Consider the following 23,178-nt stretch of genomic DNA (forward strand, 5'->3'; position numbering starts at 1 on the left):
TCCGCTCGTGTTGACTGCCGGAATGAGCAATTGGGCCGAGACCGTCATGTGGTGGCACGTCTACCCGCTGGGATTCACGGGAGCACCGATCCGGCCGGACCTCTCCGACGCGCAGGCGGACGCTGGCGGCGCGGACCAGCCCGTCGAGCACCGGCTCGGCCGTATCGAGGCGTGGCTCGATCATGCCGTCGAGCTCGGGCTCAACGGGCTGCTGCTCGGGCCGGTCTTCGCCTCGAGCACGCACGGCTACGACACGACCGATTACTTCCGCATCGACGCGCGGCTGGGCGACGGGCTCGATCTCGACCGCCTCATCGCGGCCGCCCACGACCGCGGCATCCGGGTGCTGTTCGACGGTGTCTTCAACCACGTGGGACGCGAGCATCCGGCCTTCGAAGCTCTCGAGAAACGGGGCCCGGAGGCTGACACCGCCGACCTCTTCCGCGTGCGGTGGGACGGCTGGCAGCCCGGTGGGCCGGTGGATGCCGACGTCTTCGAGGGGCACGACGCCCTCGTGACACTGAACCACGACTCACCCGCCGTCGCCGACCTCGTGGTCGAGGTGATGACCCACTGGCTCGGACGGGGCATCGACGGATGGCGACTGGATGCCGCCTACGCCGTGCCTCCCGCGTTCTGGGCTCGGGTGCTGCCGCGGGTTCGCGCCGAGTATCCCGAGGCGTGGTTCCTCGGCGAGGTCATCCACGGCGACGCCGCTCGCATCGTCGAGGAGTCGACGATCGACTCGCTGACGCAGTACGAGCTGTGGCAGGGCATCTGGCACGGCATCGCCGACCGCAACCTGTTCGAGCTGAAGCATGCGATCGAGCGGAACAACGAGCTGCTGTCGGTCTTCGCTCCGCAGACCTTCGTCGGCAACCACGACGTCACGCGGATCGCCTCGGCGGTCGGCCCCGACCTGATGCCGCACGCACTGGCGGTGCTGTTCACCGTGGCGGGGGTGCCGTCGGTGTACGCCGGCGACGAGTACGGCTACGAAGCGGTGAAGGAGGAACGTCTCGGCGGCGACGACGCGGTGCGCCCCGAGTTCCCCGATGCGCCGCCCGCACCCGAGTCGCTGCCCGAGAGCGCGCAGCACATCCTCCGCACGCATCAGCAGCTCATCGCCGTGCGCCGGCAGCATCCCTGGTTGCATCGCGCCCACACCGACGTGATCCATATCGACAACACCGCGATGGTGCTGCGGACCGCGACGGGAACGGATGCCGTCGTCACGGCGCTCAACGTCGGCGACGCACCGGTGACCGTGCCGGTCGCCGACGCGACACAGGTGCTCGCCGGATCGCTGGCCGACGACATCGACAGGCGCGCCGGCGAGGCATCCCTTCCGCCGCGCGGCTGGGCAGTGCTATCGGGTACCCCCGCCTGACCCGCGACCCGACCCAGATGGCGGTTCTCCCCCACGCGTGACGACAATTCGCGTCGGCTCGCATCGGGTCGCGCGGTGGCGTCAGCGGAAGTCTCGTGACTGGTGCCTCACCCCCACCCGCAGGTCTTCGAAGGCGTCGGCGAGGATGTTCACGACCCCCTCGTTGGACCGCTCCAGGATGCCGCGGACGATGAGCGCCGGGCTGTCGCGCACGACTCGCCGGTAGCGGTGCCACATGCCCGTCGAGCAGATGACGTTCATCAGTCCGTGCTCGTCCTCGAGGTTGAGGAACGTGATGCCGGATGCCGTCGCCGGCCGCTGCCGGTGGGTGACGAGCCCGGCGATCTCGACGCGGCGTCCGGTCTCGTGCTGACGCAGGTCGTTCGCGGTGAGCACCCCGCGCGCGTCGAGCCGCGAGCGGTAGTGGGTCATCGGATGATCGTCGGGTGAGATGCCCGTGGCCCACAGGTCGGAGGCCAGCACGTCGTAGCTCGACTGGTCGGTGAACAGCGGCGGCTGCACGGCGATGAGCGAATCGGGCAGGTACTCGATGCGGTCCTGCGCGGCCGAGCCCGCCAGCCAGATGGCCTCGCGGCGAGTGTGCCCGAAGCACTCCAGCGCTCCCGCGGTCGCGAGCGCTTCGAGCTGCGTCGTGTCGGCGCCGGTGCGGCGCACCAGGTCGCGCATGTCGCGGTAGGGACCGGATGCCTCGCGCTCGGCGACGATCCGCTCGGCGAACCTCTTGCCGATGCCGGTGACCGCGGCGAGCCCCAACCGCACGGCGAAGCCGTCGTCGCGACGATGGGCCGCCGACTCGTCGGGGGCGTTGATGTCGAAGACCGGCACCGGAGGCTGCTCGCCAAGGCAGCTGTCGAGCCCCGTCGGCCCCGGCCGCCCCGCCTCGCCCGACACGGATTCGAGCACGGCTTCGGCCCCCGAGAGCTGCAGATCGGGGCGCCGCACCTCGACCCCGTGACGGCGGGCGTCGGCCGCCAACGTCGCCGGCGAGTAGAAGCCCATCGGCTGAGCCCGCAGCAGCCCGGCGAGGAACGCCGCCGGGTAGTGCAGCTTGATCCACGAGCTGGCGTAGACGAGCAGCCCGAACGACAGCGAGTGGCTCTCGGCGAAGCCGAAATTCGCGAACGCCTGGATCTTCGCGTAGATGTCGTCGGCGGCATCCCCCACCAGGCCGTTCTCGGCCATGCCCTCGTAGAGCTTCTGCTTGAGCGAGTCGATGCGCTCGATGCCGCGCTTGGAGCCCATCGCGCGACGCAGCAGGTCGGCGTCCTCGCCCGACAGCCCGCCGATGACCATGCCCATCTGCATGAGCTGCTCCTGGAAGACCGGCACCCCGAGCGTGCGTTCGAGCACGGGCTTGAGCTTCTCGTGCGGATACGTCGTCTTCTCGTACCCGAGCTTGCGGCGCACGTACGGGTGCACGGCGCCGCCCTGGATGGGTCCCGGCCGGATGAGGGCGATCTCGATCACGAGGTCGTAGAACCGGCGCGGCTGCAGGCGCGGCAGCAGGCCCATCTGCGCGCGAGACTCGACCTGGAACACCCCGATCGAGTCGGCCCGGCACAGCATGTCGTAGACGGCCGCTTCTTCCTTCGGCAGCGTCGACAGCTCGAACCTCTCCCCCGTCGCCCCCTCGATGAGGTCGAAGCAGTACTGCAGCGCGGCGAGCATGCCGAGGCCGAGCAGATCGAACTTCACCAGGCCCATCCAGGCGGCGTCGTCTTTGTCCCATTGGATGACGGTGCGGTCCTGCATCCGGGCGTGCTCGATCGGCACGACCTCACCGACGGGACGATCGGTCAGCACCATGCCGCCCGAGTGGATGCCCAGGTGCCGGGGAGCCTTCAGCAGCTCGGCGGCGTAGCTGAGCACCCGCTCGGGGATGTCGTGGTCGGGACCGGTGTCGAGGGTCGCACCCCAGCGTTCGACCTGCTTCGACCAGGCGTCCTGCTGTCCCGGGGAGTGCCCGAGGGCCTTCGCCATGTCGCGCACGGCGTTCTTGGGCCGGTACTGGATGACGTTCGCCACCTGCGCCGCCCGCTCGCGCCCGTAGGTGGCGTAGACCCACTGGATGATCTCCTCGCGCCGGTCGGAGTCGAAGTCGACGTCGATGTCGGGCTCCTCCTCGCGGAGGGCCGAGAGGAAGCGCTCGAACGGCAGCCGGTAGTAGATCGAGTCGATCGCGGTGATGTCGAGCAGGTAGCAGACGGCGCTGTTCGCGGCCGAACCACGCCCCTGGCAGAGGATGCCGCGCCGCCGCGCCTCTTGCACGATGCCGTGGACGATGAGGAAGTAGCCGGGGAAGTCCTTCTGTTCGATGACGGCGAGCTCTCGCTCGATACGGTCGCGGTCTTCGGCCGGCAGGTTCGGGTACTTGCGGGGCACCGCCTCCCACACGAGGTGCCGCAGCCACGTCATCGGCGTGTGCCCCTCGGGAACGGGAAGCTTCGGCAGGGCGGGCTTGGCCCGGCGCAGCGGGAAGGCGAGCTCGTCGGCGAGCTCGACGGTGCGCGCGACGGCTCCGGGAAACCGCCGGAAGCGCCGCGTCATCTCGGCGCCCGACCGCAGGTGCGCGCCCGCATGCGAGGGCAGCCACCCGTCGAGCTCGTCGAGCCCGCGATTGGCCCGCACCGCCGCGATCGCCGCGGCGAGGTGGGCGCGCTCGGGCACGGCGTAGTGCACGTTGTTCGTCGCGAGGATCGGCAGACCCCGCTCACGGGCGAGGCCGGCGAGGATGTCGTTGTGCCGCGAGTCGAGCGGCTCGCCGTGGTCCAACAGCTCGACCTCGACGGCATCGCGCCCGAACCGGTCGACCAGGGCGTCGAGCTCGGCGGCGGCGGCATCCGGCCCGCGCTCGATGAGCGCCCGGCGCACTGCTCCCTTGCGGCATCCGGTGAGGACGCTCCATTCGCCTCCGGCGATGTCGGCCAGATCGTCGAGCCGGTAGCGAGGCTTGCCCTTCTCCGCTCCGGCGAGCTGCCCCTGGGTGAGCGCGCGCGCCAGCCGGTGGTAGCCCTCTTCGCCGCGGGCGAGGACGAGCAGATGCTCCCCCGGCGGGTCGGCCTCGTTGCGCGCGGCGCCGACGCGCTGCGGCAGATCGAGCGACAGCTCCGCCCCGAACACGGTCTTCACCGCCAACTGCTCGGCGGCTTCGGCGAAGCGGACGATGCCGTAGAACCCGTCGTGGTCGGTGACGGCGAGAGCGTGCAACCCCAGCCGTTCGGCCTCTTCGGCGAGCTCTTCGGGCGATGAGGCTCCGTCGAGGAACGAGTACGACGTGTGCGCGTGCAGCTCGGCGTACGGCACCGCGTTCTCAGGACGCTCGATCCTCGGCGCCGAGTACTTTCCGCGCTTGCGCGACCACGCGGGACTGTCGCCGCCGTCGGCACCCGCCGGCGCGCTCGGGGCACGGTTGCCGCTGAGCAGTCGTTCCATCTCGGACCACGGCACCGAGGGGTTGTTGAAGCCCATCAGTCGTACCGCCCCTCGACCGACCATTCGCCGCCGTCGCACACCAGCAGCCACGCGGTCTGGGTGGCATCGACCATCTGGAAGCGGTGGGCATGGCGCGCTCGCGCGGCATCCCACGCCCGCTCGACCACCGGCCACGGTCCCGCCCACGAGCGGATGCCGCGCGACCCGGTCGACGACACGAGCGCCGCCGGGATCGCCGTCAGCTCGCCCCGCCCGTCGACGGCCACCATGTCACCCTCCCGATCGACGACCGCCAGCGGCAGCGCCCGCTCGAAGACCGTCGCGGGCAGCGGATCGGGCAGGCTTCCCGGCCAGGGCCGCTCGCGCGAGCTCGTCACCGGACGGTCGCCCCACGGCACGAGCACCTGCCGCTCGGCGAGCCAGCGCCCGCCGCCGACAACCGGGGTCACGACGCCCGTGTGACCGAGCATCGCCTGGACGCGCGACAGGGCGTGGTGCACCCGCTGCTCGGGACCGGAGCCGAACAGCGAGACGGCGTGGTGGGATGCCGCATCCACCGCTTCGGGCTCGATCTTGACCCGGGCGACACCGCTGGTGAGCTTGCCGCTCTCGGCCAGCTGCCAGCGCACCCGGTCGACGACGGCGGCGGCGTCGAAGGTGCCGGGGTGAAGCCAGACGCGGTTGCTCGTCTCGCCGCGGTCGCCGGTGAGAATGACCCGCAGCTCGGTGCACACGAGATCGACCGCACCGAGTCCGGAGATGAACTCCTCGGCCGCGACCCTCATGCCGAACGCGACCTGGTCGGCGAGATCGAGAGGAGGTTCGAACGAGACCTCGCGGTGGAGCTCGGGCGGCGGGGTGCGCGGGGTCACCGGGCGTGAATCGGCACCGGAGGCGAGGCCATGCAAGCGCGCGCCGCGGGGGCCGAAACGTTCGACCAGTCGTTCGGGTTCGATCGCGGCGAGGTCGCCGAGGGTCTGCACGCCGAGCCGGGCGAAGAGGTCGACGGAGTCGTCGTCGAGCACGGCGATCGTCAACGGAGCGAGGAACTCCGCCGAGCGCCCGGCCTCGACCACCCGGATGGGCCGATCGGGGCGGGTGCTCATCCGGGCCGCCTGCTGCGCGGTGAAGGGTCCGTCGGCGACACCGGCCCGCACGTCGAGGTCACCCTCGGCGACCGCGGCCAGCAGCGCGCCGGCGGCCTCGGTCTCACCGCCATAGAAACGCGCGGGGCCGCGCACGCGCAGCGCGCAGAGCCCCGCCTCGAGCACCTGCACTCCCGGCGCCATCTCTTCGAGGCGCGCCACGATCGGCGCGAACTCCCGGTGATCGCGCACCGCATCCGCGTCGGCCACCTGCAGCGCGGGACATCGGGCCTGCGCGTCACGGCGACGCTGCCCACGTGCGACGCCGTCGGCACGCGCGGCCGCTGAACACGCGATGACCACGCCTTTCTCGAAGACCGCGATCGGCGCGTTCGGATCGCCGCCGCTTTCGCGCACAAACGCCACGACCGGCCAGTCGGGCACCCACACCACGAGACTGCGTACCGGCGCCGTCGCCTCCTGCTCCCCCACGTCAGACCGCCCGTCGCATCGGGATCGGCTCGACGACCGGGCCGCCCGCGAGAGCCCGCTCGTGCGGAGCGGCCGAGATCGCGCCATCGGGCGCGGGCAGCAGCATCCGCGCCGATCGGGGAACCGGGAACCGTCGGCTCGACACAGTGACCGTCAGCTCGCGGTCGCTGAGGTAGCCGTCACCGTCGCCCAGCCCCGACCACCGCGGATCGGTGACGTCGAGCATCGCCTCGGTCTGCGGCCACGGCCCCTGCACGAGCAGCACCGTTCCACGGTCGCGCAGACGGCCGGCGAGCTTGGCGATGTCGGAGTCTTTCGCCCGTTCGGGCGGACGCACCGCGACGATGGGAAGCACGTCGGCGATCGTCGCGGTGACGGCGAGCCACCGGGCTCCCGGATCGGGGATCAGCACGACGCGGGACAGGTCGACCCCGGCGTGCTCCGCCGCTTCGGCCCCGAAGCCGGGCATCCCGACCACACCGCACCACGACCCGGTCTGCGACGGCTGGGCGAGCAGGGCGAACAGCAGCGAGGACGACGAGCCGAGCGAATAGGCGGCGCCGGGCCGCAGCCCCCGCCCGGGTAGCAGTCCGGCCAGGGCAGGATGGGTCGGCAGCACCGGAGCATCGAGGCGGCGCCCCTGCATCCGCTCCATCTGCGCGCGCAGTCGCTGCACGTCCTCGGCGGCAGCGGGATTGCGCATGATCGACCTCACTCAGCAAGGGTAGAACATATGTTCTAGACCATCAATGTCGATATCGAAGATACGACCGACTTCCGACATTCGCGCCGACGAGTGCGCTCCGTAGTCAGCGTCGCCGCCGCACCAGCCCGACTGTCACGGCGACGCCCACGGCGGCGAGGACGACGACAGGCACGACCGGCGAGATTTCTCGGCCGGCTCCCCGGCTGGTGGAGGCGTCCTCACCCCGTTGCAGGATCGGCAGTCGCTCCACAGCGTGAGAAGCACGCGCCAATCCCTGACTGAGCGCTCGCAGCGATCCGTCCGCGCCACCCCGCCCCAGCCGCGCCGCGTCGAGGCGGTCTCGTGACCGATCGAGGATCGACAGCGGAAGCGCCGCGAGGACGTTTCCCGGTGGCCGCCGGGCAACGATCGGGTGAGCCCTCGTCGGAGCCACACGGCGCACCAATTTCCACGCCAGGCCGAGCATGCGCAGGCGCCGCACCGAAACCCGCTCCTGCAGGCGAGGGAACAGCTCGTCCTCCTCATCGCGCACGTCCTCACGCAGCACCTCAGCCAGACGCTTCAGTACTGCCTCCCGTTCGGCCGTTCCCAGCTCGAGGTGCTCGAGACGGGTGACGAGATCGTTCACCTCCTGGTGCTCCTGCTCGACTTCGAGCGTGAGCTGCTCGCCATCGGGTAGCACGCGGCGCATGAGGGGCCACAGCACGGACTCCTCCGCGAACGCGTGCGGGAAGACCAGCCGGTAGAGGTCGAGGAGGACGGGCAGCTGCTCCTCGTGCGATGACACCGCGAGGCGGTCGAGCAACGAGTCCAACTCGACGTGATCGTCGCGCTGCAGGACGAGAACGCTCATGCGTCCCCCGAGCTCCCGCACACTCTGATCGGCGACCGATCTCATTGTCATCGTCATCCTCCCCGTTCGTGGCGACGGGCGGCGCTCGTCCGTCGGGCGCACGATAAGCAGGGGCGCGAGCGTCACCTCAGGGGGTGGACAGGGCAAGATGCGGCCGATAGATGCCCCCGCTCAGGGATGACGCGCGAGGTCAGCCCGCGAGCACTTCTCTCATCGCGGCGTACGCGGGCGTCGGCTTCCCCTCCGCGAAGAGGAAGTCGTGGGCCTGGTGCAGCCGACCGTCGTCATCGATCCACCAGTCGTACTCGTCGTCCACTCCCCACGTCGTGTACGAGACGCACGCGTCCGACCCGAGACAGGTGGCGAGTACCGTGGCGTACTGCTCGGCCTGCGCCTCCTGACCGTCGCCATCAGTGACGTCATTCTCGGAGATGCGCACGATGAGTCCAGCATCCTCGAACGCGTCGAGCGTCGTGTCGAGATCGGCGGCGGAGATGGCGTCGGTGTCGAGGTGATAGACGTGAGCCTGAAGTCCCACGCCGTCGATGTATCCGCCCTGCTCGTTCGTGTCGAGAGCGAGCTGGCGCAGGGCGTCCTGCCGAGGACCCGGCACGTCGGCACCGTTTTCGTTGATGAACTGCTTCACGTCCGGGTCGGCATCGTGAACCGCGCGCGACACGACCACCGGGTAAGCGGGCCCGAAGACACGGAACCAGATGTTCTCCTGCAGGTCGGTCCCCTGGTCGACGTCGAACGGTTCGTTGACGACGTCGAGCGAATCGAGACGACCCGCGAAGTGCGTCACGACAGTACTCACGTAATCGAGCAGAGCTTCGGCACTCGCCTGTCGCTCCTCCTCGGTGCCGGTGGGGAGGTCCTGCATCCACCGAGGCATGGCTTCGGTGAAGGCGATGGTGTGGCCGTGAACCGCGAATCCCTTGCTCTCCGCGAAGTCGAGGAGAGCGTCGGCCTCCGCGAATGAGTATTCGCCCTGCCGCGGAGAGAGCGCCTGCGGCTTCATGGCGTTCTCCGGGGTGAGTCCGCCGAACTCGCCGACGAAGTCCGCCGCGTAGTCCTCGTCCGAGGCCAACGGCCCGAGCGCGACGGCCGCACCGATGACGAACCCGGGCCGCAAGCGAGCAGCGAGCGCCTGCAGCCCATCCGCGGACGGTTCCGCGTCGACGGCAGCAGGAAGGGCGGTCGCCAATGATGCGCGCCCCGGCGCCGTGGCGACGAAGGAGCTGACCGTGAACGACCCGCCGTCGCTGGTCAACCCGAGCCACAGCTCGCCGGAGGTGAAGACGTCGGCGAGCGCCGAGGATGACACCGTCGCGCCGCCGCTCGCGATCTCGAGCCGATCACCGGAGCGATGCACGGAGATCTCCGCCTCCGGGTCGTCGATCGTCACCTGCTCGATCCGCGCGGGTTGAGGCTCGGTCACATCCTGCGGCGCCGAACCATCGAAGATCGCGATCTGGAGGTCGTCGCCGCGAAGCGTGAGCTGCAGCCCCGCGGGCTCGATGCGGAATTCGTCGGCGATAACCGGCGGGCTGTCGTAGACGGCCAACGTGGCGTCGGATGTCACGTTCTCGAACGACACACGGAGCGAGAAATCCTCCGGCACGACCAGGTGCGTTCCCATGAGGTTGACCGGAGGATCGGGCTGGCCCCCACCGCCGTCCTGTTCGACGATGCTCCTGACGGTCGCCGTAATGTGCAGCGCATCCGACTCAGCGGTGACCCCGGGAACGCTCCGCCAATCCTGCCGCAGCAGGTCGACCGTGGTGCCGCGCTCCGACGGCCCGTCCGTCGGACTGCATCCGGTCAAGACGAGGAGGATCATCGCGATGGTCGACACGGCAGATACGCGCGCGATCTCGCGGAGATGCCCCATGACATGAAGGTAGCGAAGATCACGACCTCGTCGCGGCGGCGAGCGCAACGGGTCACACGTCACGCGTTCTGAGGACGAGAAGAGCGGCGAGCGTCGTCCATAGCGTGAAGATCGCCATGATCCCAAGACCCGCCAGCGGCGGCATCCCGCTCGTCGTCGCGACAGCGTACGAGGCCTGGCCCGCCGTCGTGGGCCAGTAGGTACCCGCGAACTCGCCGATGACCCCGGGCATCCCCGGGGCGAGAGCGGGCACGAGAAGCGCGACGGTCACGATGATCGCGAGCGCACCGGAAGAGCTTCGCGTGATGATGCCGAATCCGAGGCCGAGGACGGCCGTGAGGACGAGGTACACGATCGCGCAGACGATAGCCCGAACAGTGTCAGGGTCGTCGAGCGCCGCCACAGGCAGAGCGGCCGCCGTGAGCGCTGCCTGCGTGGCACCGAAGCTGCCCGCTACTGCTGCGACCGCCGCGACCGAGCCGACGAGCACCGAGACCCCCAGCTTCGAGGCCAGGAGGGCGCCGCGCCGAGGCACGATGGTCAGGCTCGTGATGATCTGCCCCGAGCTGTATTCACTGGTGATGGCCTGCGATCCGATGGTCGCGAGGAGGATCTGACCGACCAGGATGCCCTTGAAGCTGATGCCGGTGGGGTCGAAATCGGAAGGGAGCGTGGCCTGCCAGTCAGCCACGAGCCCACTCACCCCCAGCAGGCTGACCATCACCGTCACGACGACTGCCGAGGCAGCGAGGATCCAGGTGCTGTGGACACTGCGGGCTTTGATCCATTCGGAAGCGAAGAGGTTCATGTCAGGCGGCCTTCTGCTCGATCGTGGTCATGGCGAGAAACGCGTCTTCGAGCGAATCCCGAACGAGGGTGAGCTCGAACACCTCGGCGCCGGAGGCGGCCGCGATGCGGCCGACGCTCTCCGTCGTCGCCCCCGAGACGATGAGGACATCGGTGCGATCGGCGTCTGCCCGAACCAGAAGCCCGGCTCGCCGGAGCGCATCACGCAGGACGTCGGCATGGGGAGTCCGAACGCGGACGTACTCGTTCGTGTGCGAGGCGATGAATGCGTCCAGAGGCTGGTCTGCGAGCAGACGACCGTGGTTGATCACGATGAGGTGATCCGCCGTCAGCTGCATCTCACCCATCAGATGGCTCGAGAACAGCACCAATCGGCCCTCCGCAGCGAGCTCGCGCATCAGGGATCGAGCCCAGCGGATGCCTTCCGGGTCGAGTCCGTTGAGAGGTTCGTCGAAGATGACGATGCCGGGGTCGCCGATCAACGCCGTGGCGATCCCCAGCCGCTGCTTCATCCCGAGCGAGAAGTCGCCGGCCGGCCGGCTCCCTGCTTCAGCCAGGCCCACCATCTCCAGAACCTCCCCGACTCGGCCCCACGGCACGGCTCCGGCACGCGCGACGGACGCGAGATGATCCACGGCCGTACGCCGCGGATGAACGGCGCGCGCATCGAGCATCGCGCCGATCACCCGCATCGGATGGGGCAACTCGTGCAGTCGATGCCCGTTCACGGTCGCGGCGCCGCTCGTGGGCTTGTCCAGGCCGAGGAACATGCGGAGGGTGGTGGACTTGCCCGCCCCGTTCGGTCCGAGGAAGCCGGTCACGATCCCGGGCCGAACCTGGAACGACAGACCGTCCACGGCGGTGACGGTTCCATAGCGCTTGACGAGATCGTGAGCTTGGAGAGATGCCTGCGTTGTCTTCTGCACGGCAGGTACACTACACCGTACCGTGTAGTGCTGCACCGGTCGGTGTAGAGTTTCGGGCAGAGCGAAGGATGACGATGAGCGATGCGAGGCCGGTCAGGCAAGGCCAGGAGCAGAAGCGCTCCGCGATACTCACGGCGGCGCGAGAGCTCTTCGTCGAGGTGGGCGTCGAACGATCCAGCATGGATGCCGTTTCGGCGCGCGCAGGTGTCTCCAAGCGCACCGTCTACGACTACTACGGCGATAAACGGCGGCTGCTGCTCGGAGTGGTCGAGAGCGCGGGCGAGACAGCCGTGAACACCCTCCGCGAGCTGGCCGAGACGCACCTGCCGGACACCATCGCGATCGACGGCCGCGACGGATTGCACCAGGCTGTGCTCGCATTCGCCGCCGAACTCGGGGGGTTCCTCGCCACATCGACGAACTACGCAGCCGCAGTCAAGCTGATCTCGGAGAACGAGTCACTCCTGCCCGAACTCGAGGACCACCCGCTGGACCGAGCGCACGCAGACGTTCTCGCCGAGCGCTTCGCCCACTTGGCGACCGAGGGTCTGCTCGACCTCGACGACCCGGGACTCGCCGCCGAGCACTTTCACGCGCTCACGACGCTCCGGGTTCTCAACGAACCCGCTCGCCGCCGGACGGACGCGGAGCGGGTTCGACAGATCATGACCGATGGCGCCGGCGCCTTCCTGCGCGCTTACGGCCCGAGAGCGCGGTAAGCGCGCACCGCAGCGATCAGGCGGCGAGACTCAGGTAGGGCTCCCAGCGCGGGTCGGATCGCTCCGTTCCCCGCACCGTCCACTGCGGTCCACGCGGAGGCTTCGGCAGCCATCGCAGCTCCCATCCCATCTCCTGCGGAGTGTGGTCGCTCTTGAGGTTGTTGCACCGCAGGCAGCAGGCGACGAGGTTCTCCCACGAGTTGCTGCCCCCGCGCGAGCGAGGCATGACGTGGTCGATGGTCGACGCGGCCTTTCCGCAGTACGCACATCGGTGCGCATCACGGCGGAGCACCCCGCGCCGTGTCACCGGCACTCGGCGCGCATTCGGGATACGGACGTACCGGGTCAGAACGATCACCGCCGGGCGTTCGTACGTCCCGTCGATCCCGAGAACGGGGTCATGGACGACGTGCTCGACGATCGTCGCCTTGTCGTTCAACACCAGGAGGAGGGCCCGACGGAACGACACCACAGCGAGTGGCTCATACCCGGCGTTCAGTACCAGAGTGCGCATTTCCTGTCCTCACGAACTGCCCTGACGGCTTCAGCGGATGTTCGATGACCGACGTAACGCGCGCCGTGCGGGCAGGTCCCGCGAGGGTGTGAGCACGAAAAAAGGCGCCGTCATGAAGACAGCGCCTTGATTCACGGCCGAGGCCGCAGTGGTGCACACGATGCCGCAGGACGTAGCGACCGATCGCATTCACGGTTCGAATGCCCGGTACTGGTCCCATCGGCTCCCCCTCGGCGTGCGCGAGCGTCGCGTTCAGGGTAATACACCCTCGACCCCGGGAAGGTCGACGGAAGATGAACGGATGATGCGTGTCGTCAGCCCGCGTTCGCGACGAGCCACGACTCGGCGTTCACGTACGCGCCGTCGACGACGATCTCGAGGTGCAGGTGCGTTCCGAACGCACGGCCCGTGTCGCCCACCTGGCCGAGCAGCTGGCCCGCCGAGACGGTGTCGCCGACCTGCACCGCGCGGGTGCCCCAGTCCATGTGGGCGTAGAGGCTCGTGACGTTGGTGCCGTTGATGTTGTGCGCGACCTTGACGTACACGCCCCAGCCCGGACCGCTCTCGCTCGACGCGACGACCGTGCCGTCGGCGACCGAGTAGATCGGCGTGCCACGGTCGGCCATGTAGTCGGTGCCGCGGTGACCGGCGTACGGGGTGCCGAAGTTGTTGAACGACATCAGAGGACGACGCACGAGACCGGAACCCGGCGCGACGAGCGGAATCGACTGGCTGTACGACGTCGAGGATGCGGTCGAGCTGCTCGCGGAGATGCGGTTGGCGAGAGCCTCGGCGGCTGCCTTCGCGGCGGCCTCCTCGTCCTTCTTCTTCTGGATCTCTTCGGGTGTGGTCGCCGTGAACCCGCTGCGGTCGAGGGAGGCGGGGCCCACCTCGGACGCGACGACGATCGACTGCGCATTGTCGGCGGCCACCTGCTGCAGCGTCATCGCATCGGCCGACGTACCGCGCACGGCGGCGAAGGCCGGGATGGCGACGGTCGCCACGAGACCCACCACGGCAGCGACCGTGAAGGTGCTGCGGACGGGGTGGACCCGACGTCGGCTGCGGCGGGTGGCGCGGTTCTCAATGGTCGCGACGTCCCGTGATTGCTTCTTTGCTGTCGGGAAGCGGCGGCCACGCAGGGCGCGACCAGAGCGGTCGGGATTCGTCGCGTCGACCTCGGGTACGTCTACCGACGAATCGTTGTTTTCAGCCAAATCAGTCCTCCGGCGCCTCTGCGCGATGGTCTGCGCTGGCTCGTCGATACTGCGCGTGTAGGTCCACGCGACATTCGGGTGTCACCGCGTGGACGACGAGCCGAAGAGGCAATCCATGCAGCGGTCTCGGGCGGGCTTCTCGCCTGAAGACTTCTCGAGGCTACCGGAAGGTAACGAATAAGTCACGCTGTCGCCCCCATCCCCACCCGACGCTCAGGGTCGACGCGACGCGCACCGGATCGACGTCTGCGCGGGGCGGATCGTGCCGCGAGCCGGCAGGGACCTCAGTCGCGGCGCGTGAGGAAGATGTGCGAGGCGACCTCGACGGGGAGCTCGAGCCCCTCGTCGACGCCATCCATCTGCACGAGGACGTAGCCCTCGGAGAACTGGAAGGTGCCGTCGCGACCGGGGACGACACCCGCGGCACGCAGCTGCTGCAGCAGTTCAGGATCGACCTGGGCCGGCTCGGCGAGGCGGCGCACGGTGCCCTCGATCGGGCCCCCGGTCTCGTTGAGGACGCGGACGAGGCCGACCACGCCGTCATCGAACGTGCGAGCAGGCACGTCGCCGAGCTGATCGAGGCCGGGGATCGGGTTGCCGTACGGCGATTCGGTGGGGTGACCGAGCAGCTCGATGAGGCGGCGCTCGACGAGCTCGCTCATCACGTGCTCCCAGCGGCACGCCTCTTCGTGGACGTAGGCCCAGTCCAGGCCGATCACGTCGCTGAGCAGGCGCTCGGCGAGGCGGTGCTTGCGCATGACGTCGACGGCCTTCTGTCGTCCGCTGTCGGTCAGCTCGAGCGAGCGGTCTTCCGAGACGACGACCAGGCCGTCGCGCTCCATGCGGCCGACCGTCTGCGAGACGGTGGGGCCGGAGTGCCCGAGACGCTCCGAGATGCGCGCACGCAGAGGGACGATCGCCTCTTCCTCGAGCTCGAGGATGGTACGCAGATACATCTCTGTCGTGTCGATGAGATCGGTCATCACAGCCCTTGTCGTGCGCGTGGTCGGAAGAACCCCAGCCTATCCGCTGGCGAGGACATGCGAGGCTGCCCTTACCTCCTGCTCATGGCACGGCGGGTCCGGACACCGCCTCTAGAATCGGCTCATGGCGCACGTCACCCTGCCCCGAGACATCCTTCCTCGCGACGGCCGCTTCGGCTGCGGTCCCGCCAAGATCCGCCCCGAGCAGGTCGCCGCCCTGTCGGGTCCCGGCTCGATCCTGCTCGGCACGTCGCACCGTCAGTCGCCGGTGAAGAGCCTCGTCGGCCAGGTCCGCTCCGGTCTCTCCGACCTGCTGCGACTGCCGAACGGCTACGAGATCATCCTCGGCAACGGCGGATCGACCGCCTTCTGGGATGCCGCAGCATTCGGCCTCATCGAGAACCGCAGCCAGAACCTCGTCTTCGGCGAGTTCGGCGGCAAGTTCGGTGCGGCCGCATCCGCGCCCTGGCTGCAGGCGCCCGACATCCGCAAGGCCGAGCCCGGTTCGAGCATCACGGCGGAGCCCGTCGAGGGCGTCGACGTCTACGCCTGGCCTCACAACGAGACCTCGACGGGTGTCGCCGCTCCCGTGCGCCGCGTCGCCGGCGACGAGGGCGCGCTGACGGTCATCGACGCCACGAGCGCGGCCGGCGGCATCGACTTCTCGGTCTCGCAGTGCGACGTCTACTACTTCGCCCCGCAGAAGAACCTCGGCTCCGACGGCGGCATCTGGTTCGCCGCGGTCTCGCCCGCGGCGATCGAGCGGATCGAGCGAGTCGCCGCCTCGGGTCGCTACATCCCCGAGTTCCTGAGCCTGAAGAACGCGCTCGACAACTCGCGGCTCAATCAGACGCTGAACACGCCTGCCGTCGCGACGCTGTACCTGCTCGACAAGCAGCTCGAGTGGATCCACAGCAACGGCGGCCTGCAGTGGGCCGCCGACCGCACTGCGGAATCATCGTCCGCACTGTACGACTGGGCCGAGGCTTCGGAGCACGCGACGCCCTTCGTCGCCGATCCCGCCGACCGCTCCCCCGTCGTGGTCACGATCGACTTCGATGAGACCGTCGACGCCGCCGCCGTCGCCAAGAGCCTGCGCGGCAACGGCATCGTCGACACCGAGCCCTACCGCAAGCTCGGCCGCAACCAGCTGCGCATCGCCACGTTCGTCTCGATCGAGCCCGACGACGTGCGCCAGCTCATCAAGTGCATCGACTACACGATCGACCGTCTCTGACGGCGGCACACCGCTGAGACGACAGAAGGGATGCCGCGCGGTGCGGCATCCCTTCTGTCGTTCTGGGCGAGAGCGGTCAGCGCTCCCAGGGCGATTCGTCGTGGTCGGACTCGTCGTCCTCGTCGGACTCGTCGTCCTCGTCGGACTCGTCATCCTCGTCGTCCTCGGAGTCCTCGTCTGATTCGTCGTCTGCCGCCCCGGCGTCGAGGGCGTCGATGTCGACCCCGTCGACGTCGCCCGCGTGGGTGACGGCCGTGCTGCCGTCGGCGAAGTCGTCGTCGTCCGCATCGTCATCGTCGATGTCGTCGGCATCGTCGAGGTCGACCGCGTCGTCATCATCGAGATCGTCGTCGGAGTCGTCCTCGTCGGCAGCGGCCTGGGCAGCCTGATACTCGGCGAGCCGCACGGCCCAGGGCACCCACTCGGGGGCCAGGAGGGCACCGGCGGCGGGGAGCAGTTCGACTTCGAGAACCGTCGGCTCGGCGTCCTCGACCACCGCGACACTGACGGTCCAGAGCCACCCGGGGTACCCGGCGAGACGGTTCGCGAAACGCAGCGAGACCACACCGTCGGCCTCGACCACGTAGTCGACCGGGTCGCCGACCGTCGAGGCAGGGGTGATCTCGGCGAGCGCCGCCAGGGCCAGATCGTGCGCGGCGAGCAGACGCTCGTCGACGGTCACCGGATCGGTCGGCACAGCGTCCTCGGTTGCCGGAGCATCCTCGGAGACGGCGGTCACTTCGGCGACGGGCTCGGCGGACCCGGGCTCGTGCGACGTCGAGGCGACGGGAGAGTCAGGCGTCGAGGTCATCGGCGACCTTGCGCAGCACCGCGGCGATCTTCTTGCCGTGACCCGAGCTGGGGTACCGGCCGCGACGGAGGTCGGCACCGATGCCGTCGAGGAGCTTGACGAGGTCCTCGACGATGATCGCCATGTCGTCCGCGGGCTTGCGGTTGCGCTTGCTCAGGCTGACGGGAGCCTCGAGCACGCGAACGGCCAGGGCCTGCAGGCCGCGCTTGCCGTCAGCGACGCCGAACTCCAGGCGCGTGCCGGGCTTGAGCGACTCGGTGCCCGCCGGGAGTGCCGTGGCGTGCAGGAAGACGTCCTGGCCGTCATCGGAGGAGATGAAGCCGAACCCCTTCTCGTCGTCGTAGAACCTGACCTTGCCGGTGGGCATGTGCGTACCTCGCTGTCACGGACCGCGTTTCGCGGGCAGAACGGAATGCCGGGACCGTTTGAGCCCCGGCAACCAGCCTACGGCACCGCTGCGAAGCGCTACGCTGATGCGGATGAGCACGCGCAGCACGGGCGACGACCTTCCGGTCCGCCGTATAGACCGCATCCTCGCGTTCATGTCGCTGGGACTGCTGATCCTGGCGATCGTCTGCTTCTTCGCGATCATCATCGGCACCGCGACCGGCATGGAGCAGGCGGACTTCGGCTCGGGGGTGTGGCCGACGGTCAGCGCGATCGTGTGGATCGCCCCGCCGATCGCGTTCGCCCTGCTGCTGACGGTGCTCATCATGACCTTCATCCGACGGAGCCGGGCCAACAAGGGCCGGTGACGTGTCTCCTGTCGACGCCCGTGCCCTCGCGAGCTGGCTCGCCACGGTCGACGACGACGTCCTGACGGCACTCCTGCGTCGACGCCGCGTCTCGACCGACGCCGCGTGGGCCGACTTCTTCGACGCCGCCGAAGCGCTGCTCGACCCCACGGCGGTGGCGAAGGCCGCCCCGCTGCTGTCTCGGCCGCTCGTCGACGCCATGGATCAGGCCGTCGCCTCGGACGAGCCGGTGCCCCCGGGCACGGCACGCGACGAGCTGCTGCACCTCGGACTCGTCTCCCCCGAGGGCCTGCCCTACGCCGGCGCTGCGGCCGCATGGCGCGACCTCTCGCGACCCGAGACCCCGGATCCGGCGACCGCGGGAGCTGCCGCGGAGGATGACGCGCAGCTGGCCGAACGAGCCTTCACCGCGCTCTCGTCGCTCGCCGACGTCCTCTCGCTGACACAGCCGTCACCCCTCGGACGCACCGGCGCCGGAACTCTGGGCGCCGGCGATCGCCGCCGGCTGGTCGATGCGGGAGCGGTGGCGGATGCCGCGACGGTCGACCTCGTGATCGGCATCGGTCTCGACGCCGGGCTGCTGAGAGCGGTGGACCGGGAATGGCGGGTCACGACGGACGGGAGCGCGTGGCTCCTGCACGGATCGGTCGATCGTTGGGTCGAGACCGCGTCGCACCTCCGCGACGCCCTCCCCGCCGCGTTGCGCACGGAGAACGGCGGTTGGCGGCCGCCGGCCGAATGGCACCTCGCCTATCCGCTCGATCCTCAGTGGCCGGCTCGGGCCGGCCGCCTCGCGGCGCAGTGGCGGCTCTGGGCGATCATCGACGCCTCGGGCCGACCGGCAGCGTGGGCGACGGCGATGGCGGACGGCGGCGACGTCGACCGGGAGACCCTGCAGGCGCACCTGCCCGGCGAGGTCGACCGCATCTTCCTCCAGAACGACCTCACCGCGATCGCCCCGGGCCCCCTCGAACCCGCGATCGATGCGCGGCTGCGCCGGGCGGCGCGACGCGAATCGCGCGCGCAGGCATCGACCTACCGGTTCTCCGCCGAATCGATCGGAGCGGCGCTCGCGGCCGGAGAGGATCCGGCATCCCTCGCCGAATTCCTCACCGCGATCTCGCTGACCGGCCTGCCGCAGCCGCTGGCGTACGAGCTCGAGCGCGCGGCGCAGCGCCACGGGCGCCTGCGCGTGGGGACCGATGCGACCGGCCGTACCCAGGTCACCGCATCCGAGCCGACTGCTCTCGACACGCTCGCGGTCGACCAGGCGTTGCGCCCGCTCGGTCTCATCCGCGACGGTGACCGGCTCATCAGCCGCAGCTCGGTGGACGCCGTCTTCTGGATGCTGAGCGACGCCCGCTATCCCGTCGCCGCGGTCGACGCGGACGGACGGGTGCGCATCCTCGACCGCGCCCGCCTGACCGATTCCTCACCGGGAACGGCGGCGGGTGCCGACGACGCGTCGTATGCGCCACTCATCGAGCGCATGCGCCGCGCTCACTCCTCCGACGACGCGGATGCCGCGTGGCTGGGGCGCGAGCTCGAGCAGGCCGTCAAGGCACGGGCGGTGATCGAGGTGAGCGTGCGGCTGCCGGACGGCACGACGCGCGACTTCGTGCTCGAGGCGACCGGCCTCGGAGGCGGTCGTCTCCGCGGCCGCGACCGCGCATCGGATGTCGAGCGCACCCTGCCGGTGTCGAGCATCGTCTCGGCGCGTCTGACCTGAGCTCGGTCGCCGCTCGCCGCGCAGGCCGATGCCCGTTCAGCACCGGTACGATTGCTCGTTATGGCTGATGGCCCCCTGATCGTCCAGAGCGACCGCACCGTGCTGCTGGAGGTCGCCCACCCGAGCGCGGAGGACGCGCGGCACGAGCTCGCGATCTTCGCCGAACTCGAACGCGCCCCGGAGCACATCCACACCTACCGCATCACGCGGCTGGGCCTGTGGAACGCCCGCGCCGCGGGGCACGACGCCGACGACATGCTCGCGACGCTCGATCGGTGGTCGCGCTTCCCGGTGCCGCCGTCGGTGTCGACCGACATCCGCGAGACGGTCACCCGGTACGGACGCCTCGTCATCGAACGCGACGAGGAGGGCACGCTCGTGCTGCGTTCGAACGACGCGGCCGTGCTGGCCGAGGTCACCCGCAACAAGCGGATCCAGCCCCTGCTGCTGGGGCACCCCACGCCCGAGACGTACGTCATCGACGCCTGGGCCCGCGGCCAGATCAAGCAGGAGCTGCTGAAGATCGGCTGGCCGGCGGAGGATCTCGCCGGCTTCACCCCCGGCACACCCCACGAGATCGAGCTGCACGAAGACGGCTGGAGCCTGCGCCCCTACCAGCGCAAGGCGGTCGACATCTTCACCGAAGGCGGCTCGGGTGTGGTGGTGCTCCCCTGCGGCGCGGGCAAGACGCTCGTCGGGGCCGCGGCGATGGCCGACACGAAGACCACCACGCTCATCCTCGTGACCAACACCGTCAGCGCGCGGCAGTGGCGCAACGAGCTGCTCAAGCGCACGAGCCTGACGCCGGAGGAGATCGGCGAGTACTCCGGTCAGTCGAAAGAGGTCAAGCCGGTCACGATCGCGACCTACCAGATCCTCACCGCGAAGCGTAAGGGCGAGTACGCCCACCTCGCGCTCCTCGACGCCCTCGACTGGGGTCTCGTCGTGTACGACGAGGTGCACCTCCTTCCCGCGCCGGTGTTCAAGCTGACCGCCGATCTGCAGGCGCGACGCCGCCTCGGCCTCACCGCCACCCTCGTGCGTGAGGACGGCCGCGAGGGTGATGTGTTCAGCCTCATCGGCCCCAAGCGCTTCGACGCCCCCTGGAAGGAGATCGAGGCCCAGGGCTTCATCTCCCCCGCGGTCTGCTACGAAGTGCGCGTCGACCTCCCGGCGTCCGATCGCCTCGAGTACGCCGCGTCGGCCGACGACGAGCGGTACCGCCTGGCGGCCACCGCGCACGCGAAGATCGGCGTCGTCCGCGACCTCGTCGCGAAGCACGCGGGCGAGCAGATCCTCGTCATCGGGCAGTACCTCGATCAGATCGACGTGCTCTCCGACGCGCTCGGGGCACCGAAGATCACGGGGTCGACACCCGTCGACGAGCGCGAGGAGCTGTACGAGGCGTTCCGCACGGGAGAGATCCCCGTGCTCATCGTCTCGAAGGTCGCGAACTTCTCGATCGACCTGCCCGACGCCTCCGTCGCGATCCAGGTCTCGGGGTCGTTCGGATCCCGCCAAGAGGAGGCCCAGCGGCTCGGACGCCTGCTTCGTCCGAAGTCCAACGGTCACACCGCGAGCTTCTACACGCTCATCGCTCGCGACACCGTCGACCAGGACTTTGCGCAGAACCGGCAGCGCTTCCTCGCCGAGCAGGGGTACAGCTACACGATCCTCGACGCCGAGAAGCTCGAAGCGGCCTGAGCCGGTCGCCGCACGCCGGCCGCGTCAGGGCTTCGTGAGCTCGGGCGTCGGCTCGCCCGGAAGCGGCACGGTCGCCGTCGGCGTCGGCATGGGGATCGGCGCCGGCAGCGGTGTGCGCGGAAGGGCGTAGGTCCGCACGATCGGGCGGCGCCGCAGCACGTACTCGACGGCGAGGCAGTAGCCCCCGAGCAGCAACGTCGAGGTGGCGAAGCTCACCCAGCCGACATCCGCCGCCGTCGGGTCGGCTCCCGCAGCGATTCCGGTCGCGAAGGCCAGCAGGTTGTTGACGATGTGCACCGCGATCGCGGCCTCGAGTCCGCCCGTGCGCCACGTGAGCCAGCCCGCGGCGATCGCGAAGAGCGCGACGGCTGCCTGACCGACGGGGTCGTAGAGGTGCCCGATGACGAAGAGGGGAACGGGAAGCAGGATGGCGAACAGCGGATGCCGCAGCCACCGCCCGATCGCCTGCATCAGGTAGCCGCGGAAGACGTACTCCTCGGCTGCGGCCTGGACCGGAACGACGAGGACGACCACGAGCAGGCTCAGCCACAGGGTCGCGCCCGCCGGCGGCGTCAGTGCGGCTGCGCCCTCCTCGGCCGGGAGCAGCGCCGTGACGACCGTGACGACGACCGCCATAGCCACGGCGAGCGCGACGCAGACGAGCAGCCAGCGCCAGCGCAACCGCCCGAAGACGGCGGAGGCGAACCCGAGGCGACGACCGTTGACGATGAGCGACGCGAGCAGGTACGCGGGCAGCAGCAGCGCGATCGCGCCGAGGCCGAGAAGCAGTGACAGCGGGTCGCCGACATCCAGCGCTCCGCCATCGCGCAGGACGTCGTTGAGCGCGCGTGCCGCGTCATCGCTCGACAACGCGATGAGCAGGGCGGCGAGCGCGACCACGATCACCATGACGAGGTAGAGGACGATGCCGAGGGCGCCCACCGCGAGCGGGGTCCACCATCCCGAGCGACGACGTGCGAACACGAGCCGGTGGAATGCGAGACGGTCGGAATCGATCGGACGCGGCATGCCTCCATCCTCTCGCGACCCTTACCAGGTCGACCCGCTGCGGCGCGATATCCAGCAAACCGATGGGATCCGGTGCCAGTATGGGCCTATGACAGCACCGCGCATTCTCGTCGTGGACGACGAACCGAACATCCGTGACCTGCTGATCACCGGGCTGAAGTTCGCCGGATACCAGGTCCGCGCCGTGGGCAACGGAGCGCAGACGATCTCGGCGGTGCTCGAGGAGGAGCCCGACCTGATCGTGCTCGACGTGATGCTGCCCGACATGAACGGCTTCAGCGTCACCAAGCGCCTGCGGGGCGCGGGCTACACCGCGCCGATCCTCTTCCTCACCGCGAAGGACGAGACCGAGGACAAGATCGAGGGACTCAACGCCGGCGGCGACGACTACGTCACGAAGCCCTTCAGCCTCGACGAGATCGTCGCCCGCATCCAGGCCATCCTCCGCCGCACGATGCAGGCCGACGAGGAGTCGATCATCCGCGCCGGCGAGCTGACGATGGACCAGGACACGCACGATGTGCAGGTCGGGGACGTCTCGATCGACCTGTCGCCGACGGAGTTCAAGCTGCTGCGCTACCTGATGCTCAACCCCAACCGCGTGCTGAGCAAGGCGCAGATCCTCGATCACGTGTGGGAGTACGACTTCAACGGCGACGCCGGCATCGTCGAGAGCTACATCTCGTACCTGCGCCGCAAGATCGACCCGCACTCCTCCGAGCCGCTGATCCAGACCAAGCGCGGCTTCGGCTACATGCTCAAGGCCGACAAGTCGGCGTGATCCGCGGGAGCGCAGACGCCTGAGCGATTCCGCGAACGACGGCGTCACCCGGTGGTGGCGCGGCATCAGCCTGCGCACGAAAGTCACGGGCGT

Annotated in this window: 20 protein-coding genes; 7 read left to right on the top strand and 13 right to left on the bottom strand. The window is 69.5% G+C overall.

All coding sequences use genetic code 11. The features are described 5' to 3' along the window. Nucleotides 1-22: 22 nt before the first annotated feature. A complete protein-coding gene (locus tag CBF90_RS05600; protein WP_088380118.1) occupies nucleotides 23-1,390 on the top strand; it encodes an alpha-amylase family glycosyl hydrolase in 1,368 nt (455 codons plus the stop codon). Between the two features lie 81 nt (nucleotides 1,391-1,471). Here CBF90_RS05600 and CBF90_RS05605 read toward each other — a convergent pair whose 3' ends face one another. From CBF90_RS05605 to CBF90_RS05635, 7 genes are all read right to left on the bottom strand, one after another. Next, the gene (locus CBF90_RS05605) at nucleotides 1,472-4,879 is read right to left on the bottom strand and encodes an error-prone DNA polymerase (RefSeq protein ID WP_088380119.1); all 3,408 of its coding nucleotides are present in this window, start codon (nucleotides 4,877-4,879) and stop codon (nucleotides 1,472-1,474) included. Beyond that, entirely contained in the window at nucleotides 4,879-6,420 is a 1,542-nt protein-coding gene (locus CBF90_RS05610; RefSeq protein ID WP_242435599.1) for a DNA polymerase Y family protein, read from the bottom strand. The genes CBF90_RS05605 and CBF90_RS05610 overlap by 1 nt, the downstream gene beginning before the upstream one ends. Nucleotide 6,421: 1 nt before the next feature. Then, nucleotides 6,422-7,123 carry a hypothetical protein gene (locus CBF90_RS05615; protein WP_064954983.1) on the bottom strand — a complete coding sequence of 234 codons (702 nt, stop codon included), beginning with the start codon at nucleotides 7,121-7,123 and terminating at the stop codon, nucleotides 6,422-6,424. Between the two features lie 106 nt (nucleotides 7,124-7,229). Further along, nucleotides 7,230-8,030 (bottom strand): hemerythrin domain-containing protein, encoded by an 801-nt coding sequence (locus CBF90_RS05620; RefSeq protein ID WP_197690561.1) that lies wholly within the window; start codon nucleotides 8,028-8,030, stop codon nucleotides 7,230-7,232. Between the two features lie 139 nt (nucleotides 8,031-8,169). Beyond that, nucleotides 8,170-9,873, bottom strand: coding sequence for an endo-1,4-beta-xylanase (locus CBF90_RS05625; protein WP_088380122.1), 1,704 nt, complete (start codon nucleotides 9,871-9,873; stop codon nucleotides 8,170-8,172). 52 nt (nucleotides 9,874-9,925) lie between these two features. Beyond that, complete coding sequence (locus tag CBF90_RS05630) at nucleotides 9,926-10,681, bottom strand: ABC transporter permease (protein ID WP_064954985.1); 756 nt, start codon at nucleotides 10,679-10,681, stop codon at nucleotides 9,926-9,928. Nucleotide 10,682: 1 nt separating this feature from the next. Continuing rightward, on the bottom strand, nucleotides 10,683-11,606 hold the full coding sequence (locus CBF90_RS05635; protein WP_088380123.1) for an ABC transporter ATP-binding protein: 924 nt from the start codon (nucleotides 11,604-11,606) through the stop codon (nucleotides 10,683-10,685). A gap of 74 nt (nucleotides 11,607-11,680) precedes the next feature. Between CBF90_RS05635 and CBF90_RS05640 the strand changes: the two genes are divergently transcribed. Continuing rightward, entirely contained in the window at nucleotides 11,681-12,325 is a 645-nt protein-coding gene (locus tag CBF90_RS05640) for a TetR/AcrR family transcriptional regulator (RefSeq protein ID WP_172407791.1), read from the top strand. Nucleotides 12,326-12,341: 16 nt separating this feature from the next. Here CBF90_RS05640 and CBF90_RS05645 read toward each other — a convergent pair whose 3' ends face one another. From CBF90_RS05645 to CBF90_RS05655, 3 genes are all read right to left on the bottom strand, one after another. Continuing rightward, nucleotides 12,342-12,839, bottom strand: a complete 498-nt coding sequence (locus CBF90_RS05645; protein WP_023954771.1) for an HNH endonuclease — start codon at nucleotides 12,837-12,839, stop codon at nucleotides 12,342-12,344. A 314-nt stretch (nucleotides 12,840-13,153) separates the two neighbouring features. Next, nucleotides 13,154-14,056, bottom strand: coding sequence for a M23 family metallopeptidase (locus tag CBF90_RS05650; protein WP_088380125.1), 903 nt, complete (start codon nucleotides 14,054-14,056; stop codon nucleotides 13,154-13,156). Nucleotides 14,057-14,340: 284 nt separating this feature from the next. After that, nucleotides 14,341-15,039, bottom strand: coding sequence for a metal-dependent transcriptional regulator (locus CBF90_RS05655; RefSeq protein WP_023954775.1), 699 nt, complete (start codon nucleotides 15,037-15,039; stop codon nucleotides 14,341-14,343). A 124-nt stretch (nucleotides 15,040-15,163) separates the two neighbouring features. On the opposite strand from CBF90_RS05655, the gene serC reads away from it, so the two are divergent. Beyond that, nucleotides 15,164-16,276 (top strand): phosphoserine transaminase, encoded by a 1,113-nt coding sequence (gene serC / locus CBF90_RS05660; protein WP_071917915.1) that lies wholly within the window; start codon nucleotides 15,164-15,166, stop codon nucleotides 16,274-16,276. Between the two features lie 76 nt (nucleotides 16,277-16,352). Here serC and CBF90_RS05665 read toward each other — a convergent pair whose 3' ends face one another. Both CBF90_RS05665 and CBF90_RS05670 read right to left on the bottom strand, forming a co-directional pair. Next, a complete protein-coding gene (locus CBF90_RS05665) occupies nucleotides 16,353-17,087 on the bottom strand; it encodes a DUF3027 domain-containing protein (protein WP_088380126.1) in 735 nt (244 codons plus the stop codon). Further along, the gene (locus CBF90_RS05670) at nucleotides 17,071-17,454 is read right to left on the bottom strand and encodes a cold-shock protein (protein WP_023954781.1); all 384 of its coding nucleotides are present in this window, start codon (nucleotides 17,452-17,454) and stop codon (nucleotides 17,071-17,073) included. The genes CBF90_RS05665 and CBF90_RS05670 overlap by 17 nt, the downstream gene beginning before the upstream one ends. Nucleotides 17,455-17,566: 112 nt before the next feature. Here CBF90_RS05670 and CBF90_RS05675 point away from each other — a divergent pair, with 112 nt between their 5' ends. Genes CBF90_RS05675 through CBF90_RS05685 form a run of 3 tightly spaced genes read left to right on the top strand, consistent with a single transcriptional unit; the run spans nucleotide 17,567 to nucleotide 21,275 of the window. After that, complete coding sequence (locus CBF90_RS05675) at nucleotides 17,567-17,842, top strand: hypothetical protein (RefSeq protein ID WP_023954783.1); 276 nt, start codon at nucleotides 17,567-17,569, stop codon at nucleotides 17,840-17,842. 1 nt (nucleotide 17,843) lies between these two features. Further along, nucleotides 17,844-19,571, top strand: a complete 1,728-nt coding sequence (locus CBF90_RS05680) for a helicase-associated domain-containing protein (RefSeq protein WP_088380127.1) — start codon at nucleotides 17,844-17,846, stop codon at nucleotides 19,569-19,571. Between the two features lie 60 nt (nucleotides 19,572-19,631). Then, complete coding sequence (locus CBF90_RS05685; RefSeq protein ID WP_088380128.1) at nucleotides 19,632-21,275, top strand: DNA repair helicase XPB; 1,644 nt, start codon at nucleotides 19,632-19,634, stop codon at nucleotides 21,273-21,275. Between the two features lie 24 nt (nucleotides 21,276-21,299). On the opposite strand, the gene CBF90_RS05690 is transcribed toward CBF90_RS05685, so the two are convergent. After that, nucleotides 21,300-22,304, bottom strand: a complete 1,005-nt coding sequence (locus CBF90_RS05690) for a CPBP family intramembrane glutamic endopeptidase (protein ID WP_064954992.1) — start codon at nucleotides 22,302-22,304, stop codon at nucleotides 21,300-21,302. Nucleotides 22,305-22,392: 88 nt separating this feature from the next. On the opposite strand from CBF90_RS05690, the gene CBF90_RS05695 reads away from it, so the two are divergent. Beyond that, nucleotides 22,393-23,085: a response regulator transcription factor gene (locus tag CBF90_RS05695; RefSeq protein ID WP_023954791.1), complete on the top strand. Its 693-nt coding sequence runs from the start codon at nucleotides 22,393-22,395 to the stop codon at nucleotides 23,083-23,085. Nucleotides 23,086-23,178: the final 93 nt, after the last annotated feature.

The sequence above is a fragment of the Microbacterium sp. AISO3 genome (assembly GCF_002204305.1).
Classification (GTDB): domain Bacteria; phylum Actinomycetota; class Actinomycetes; order Actinomycetales; family Microbacteriaceae; genus Microbacterium; species Microbacterium arborescens.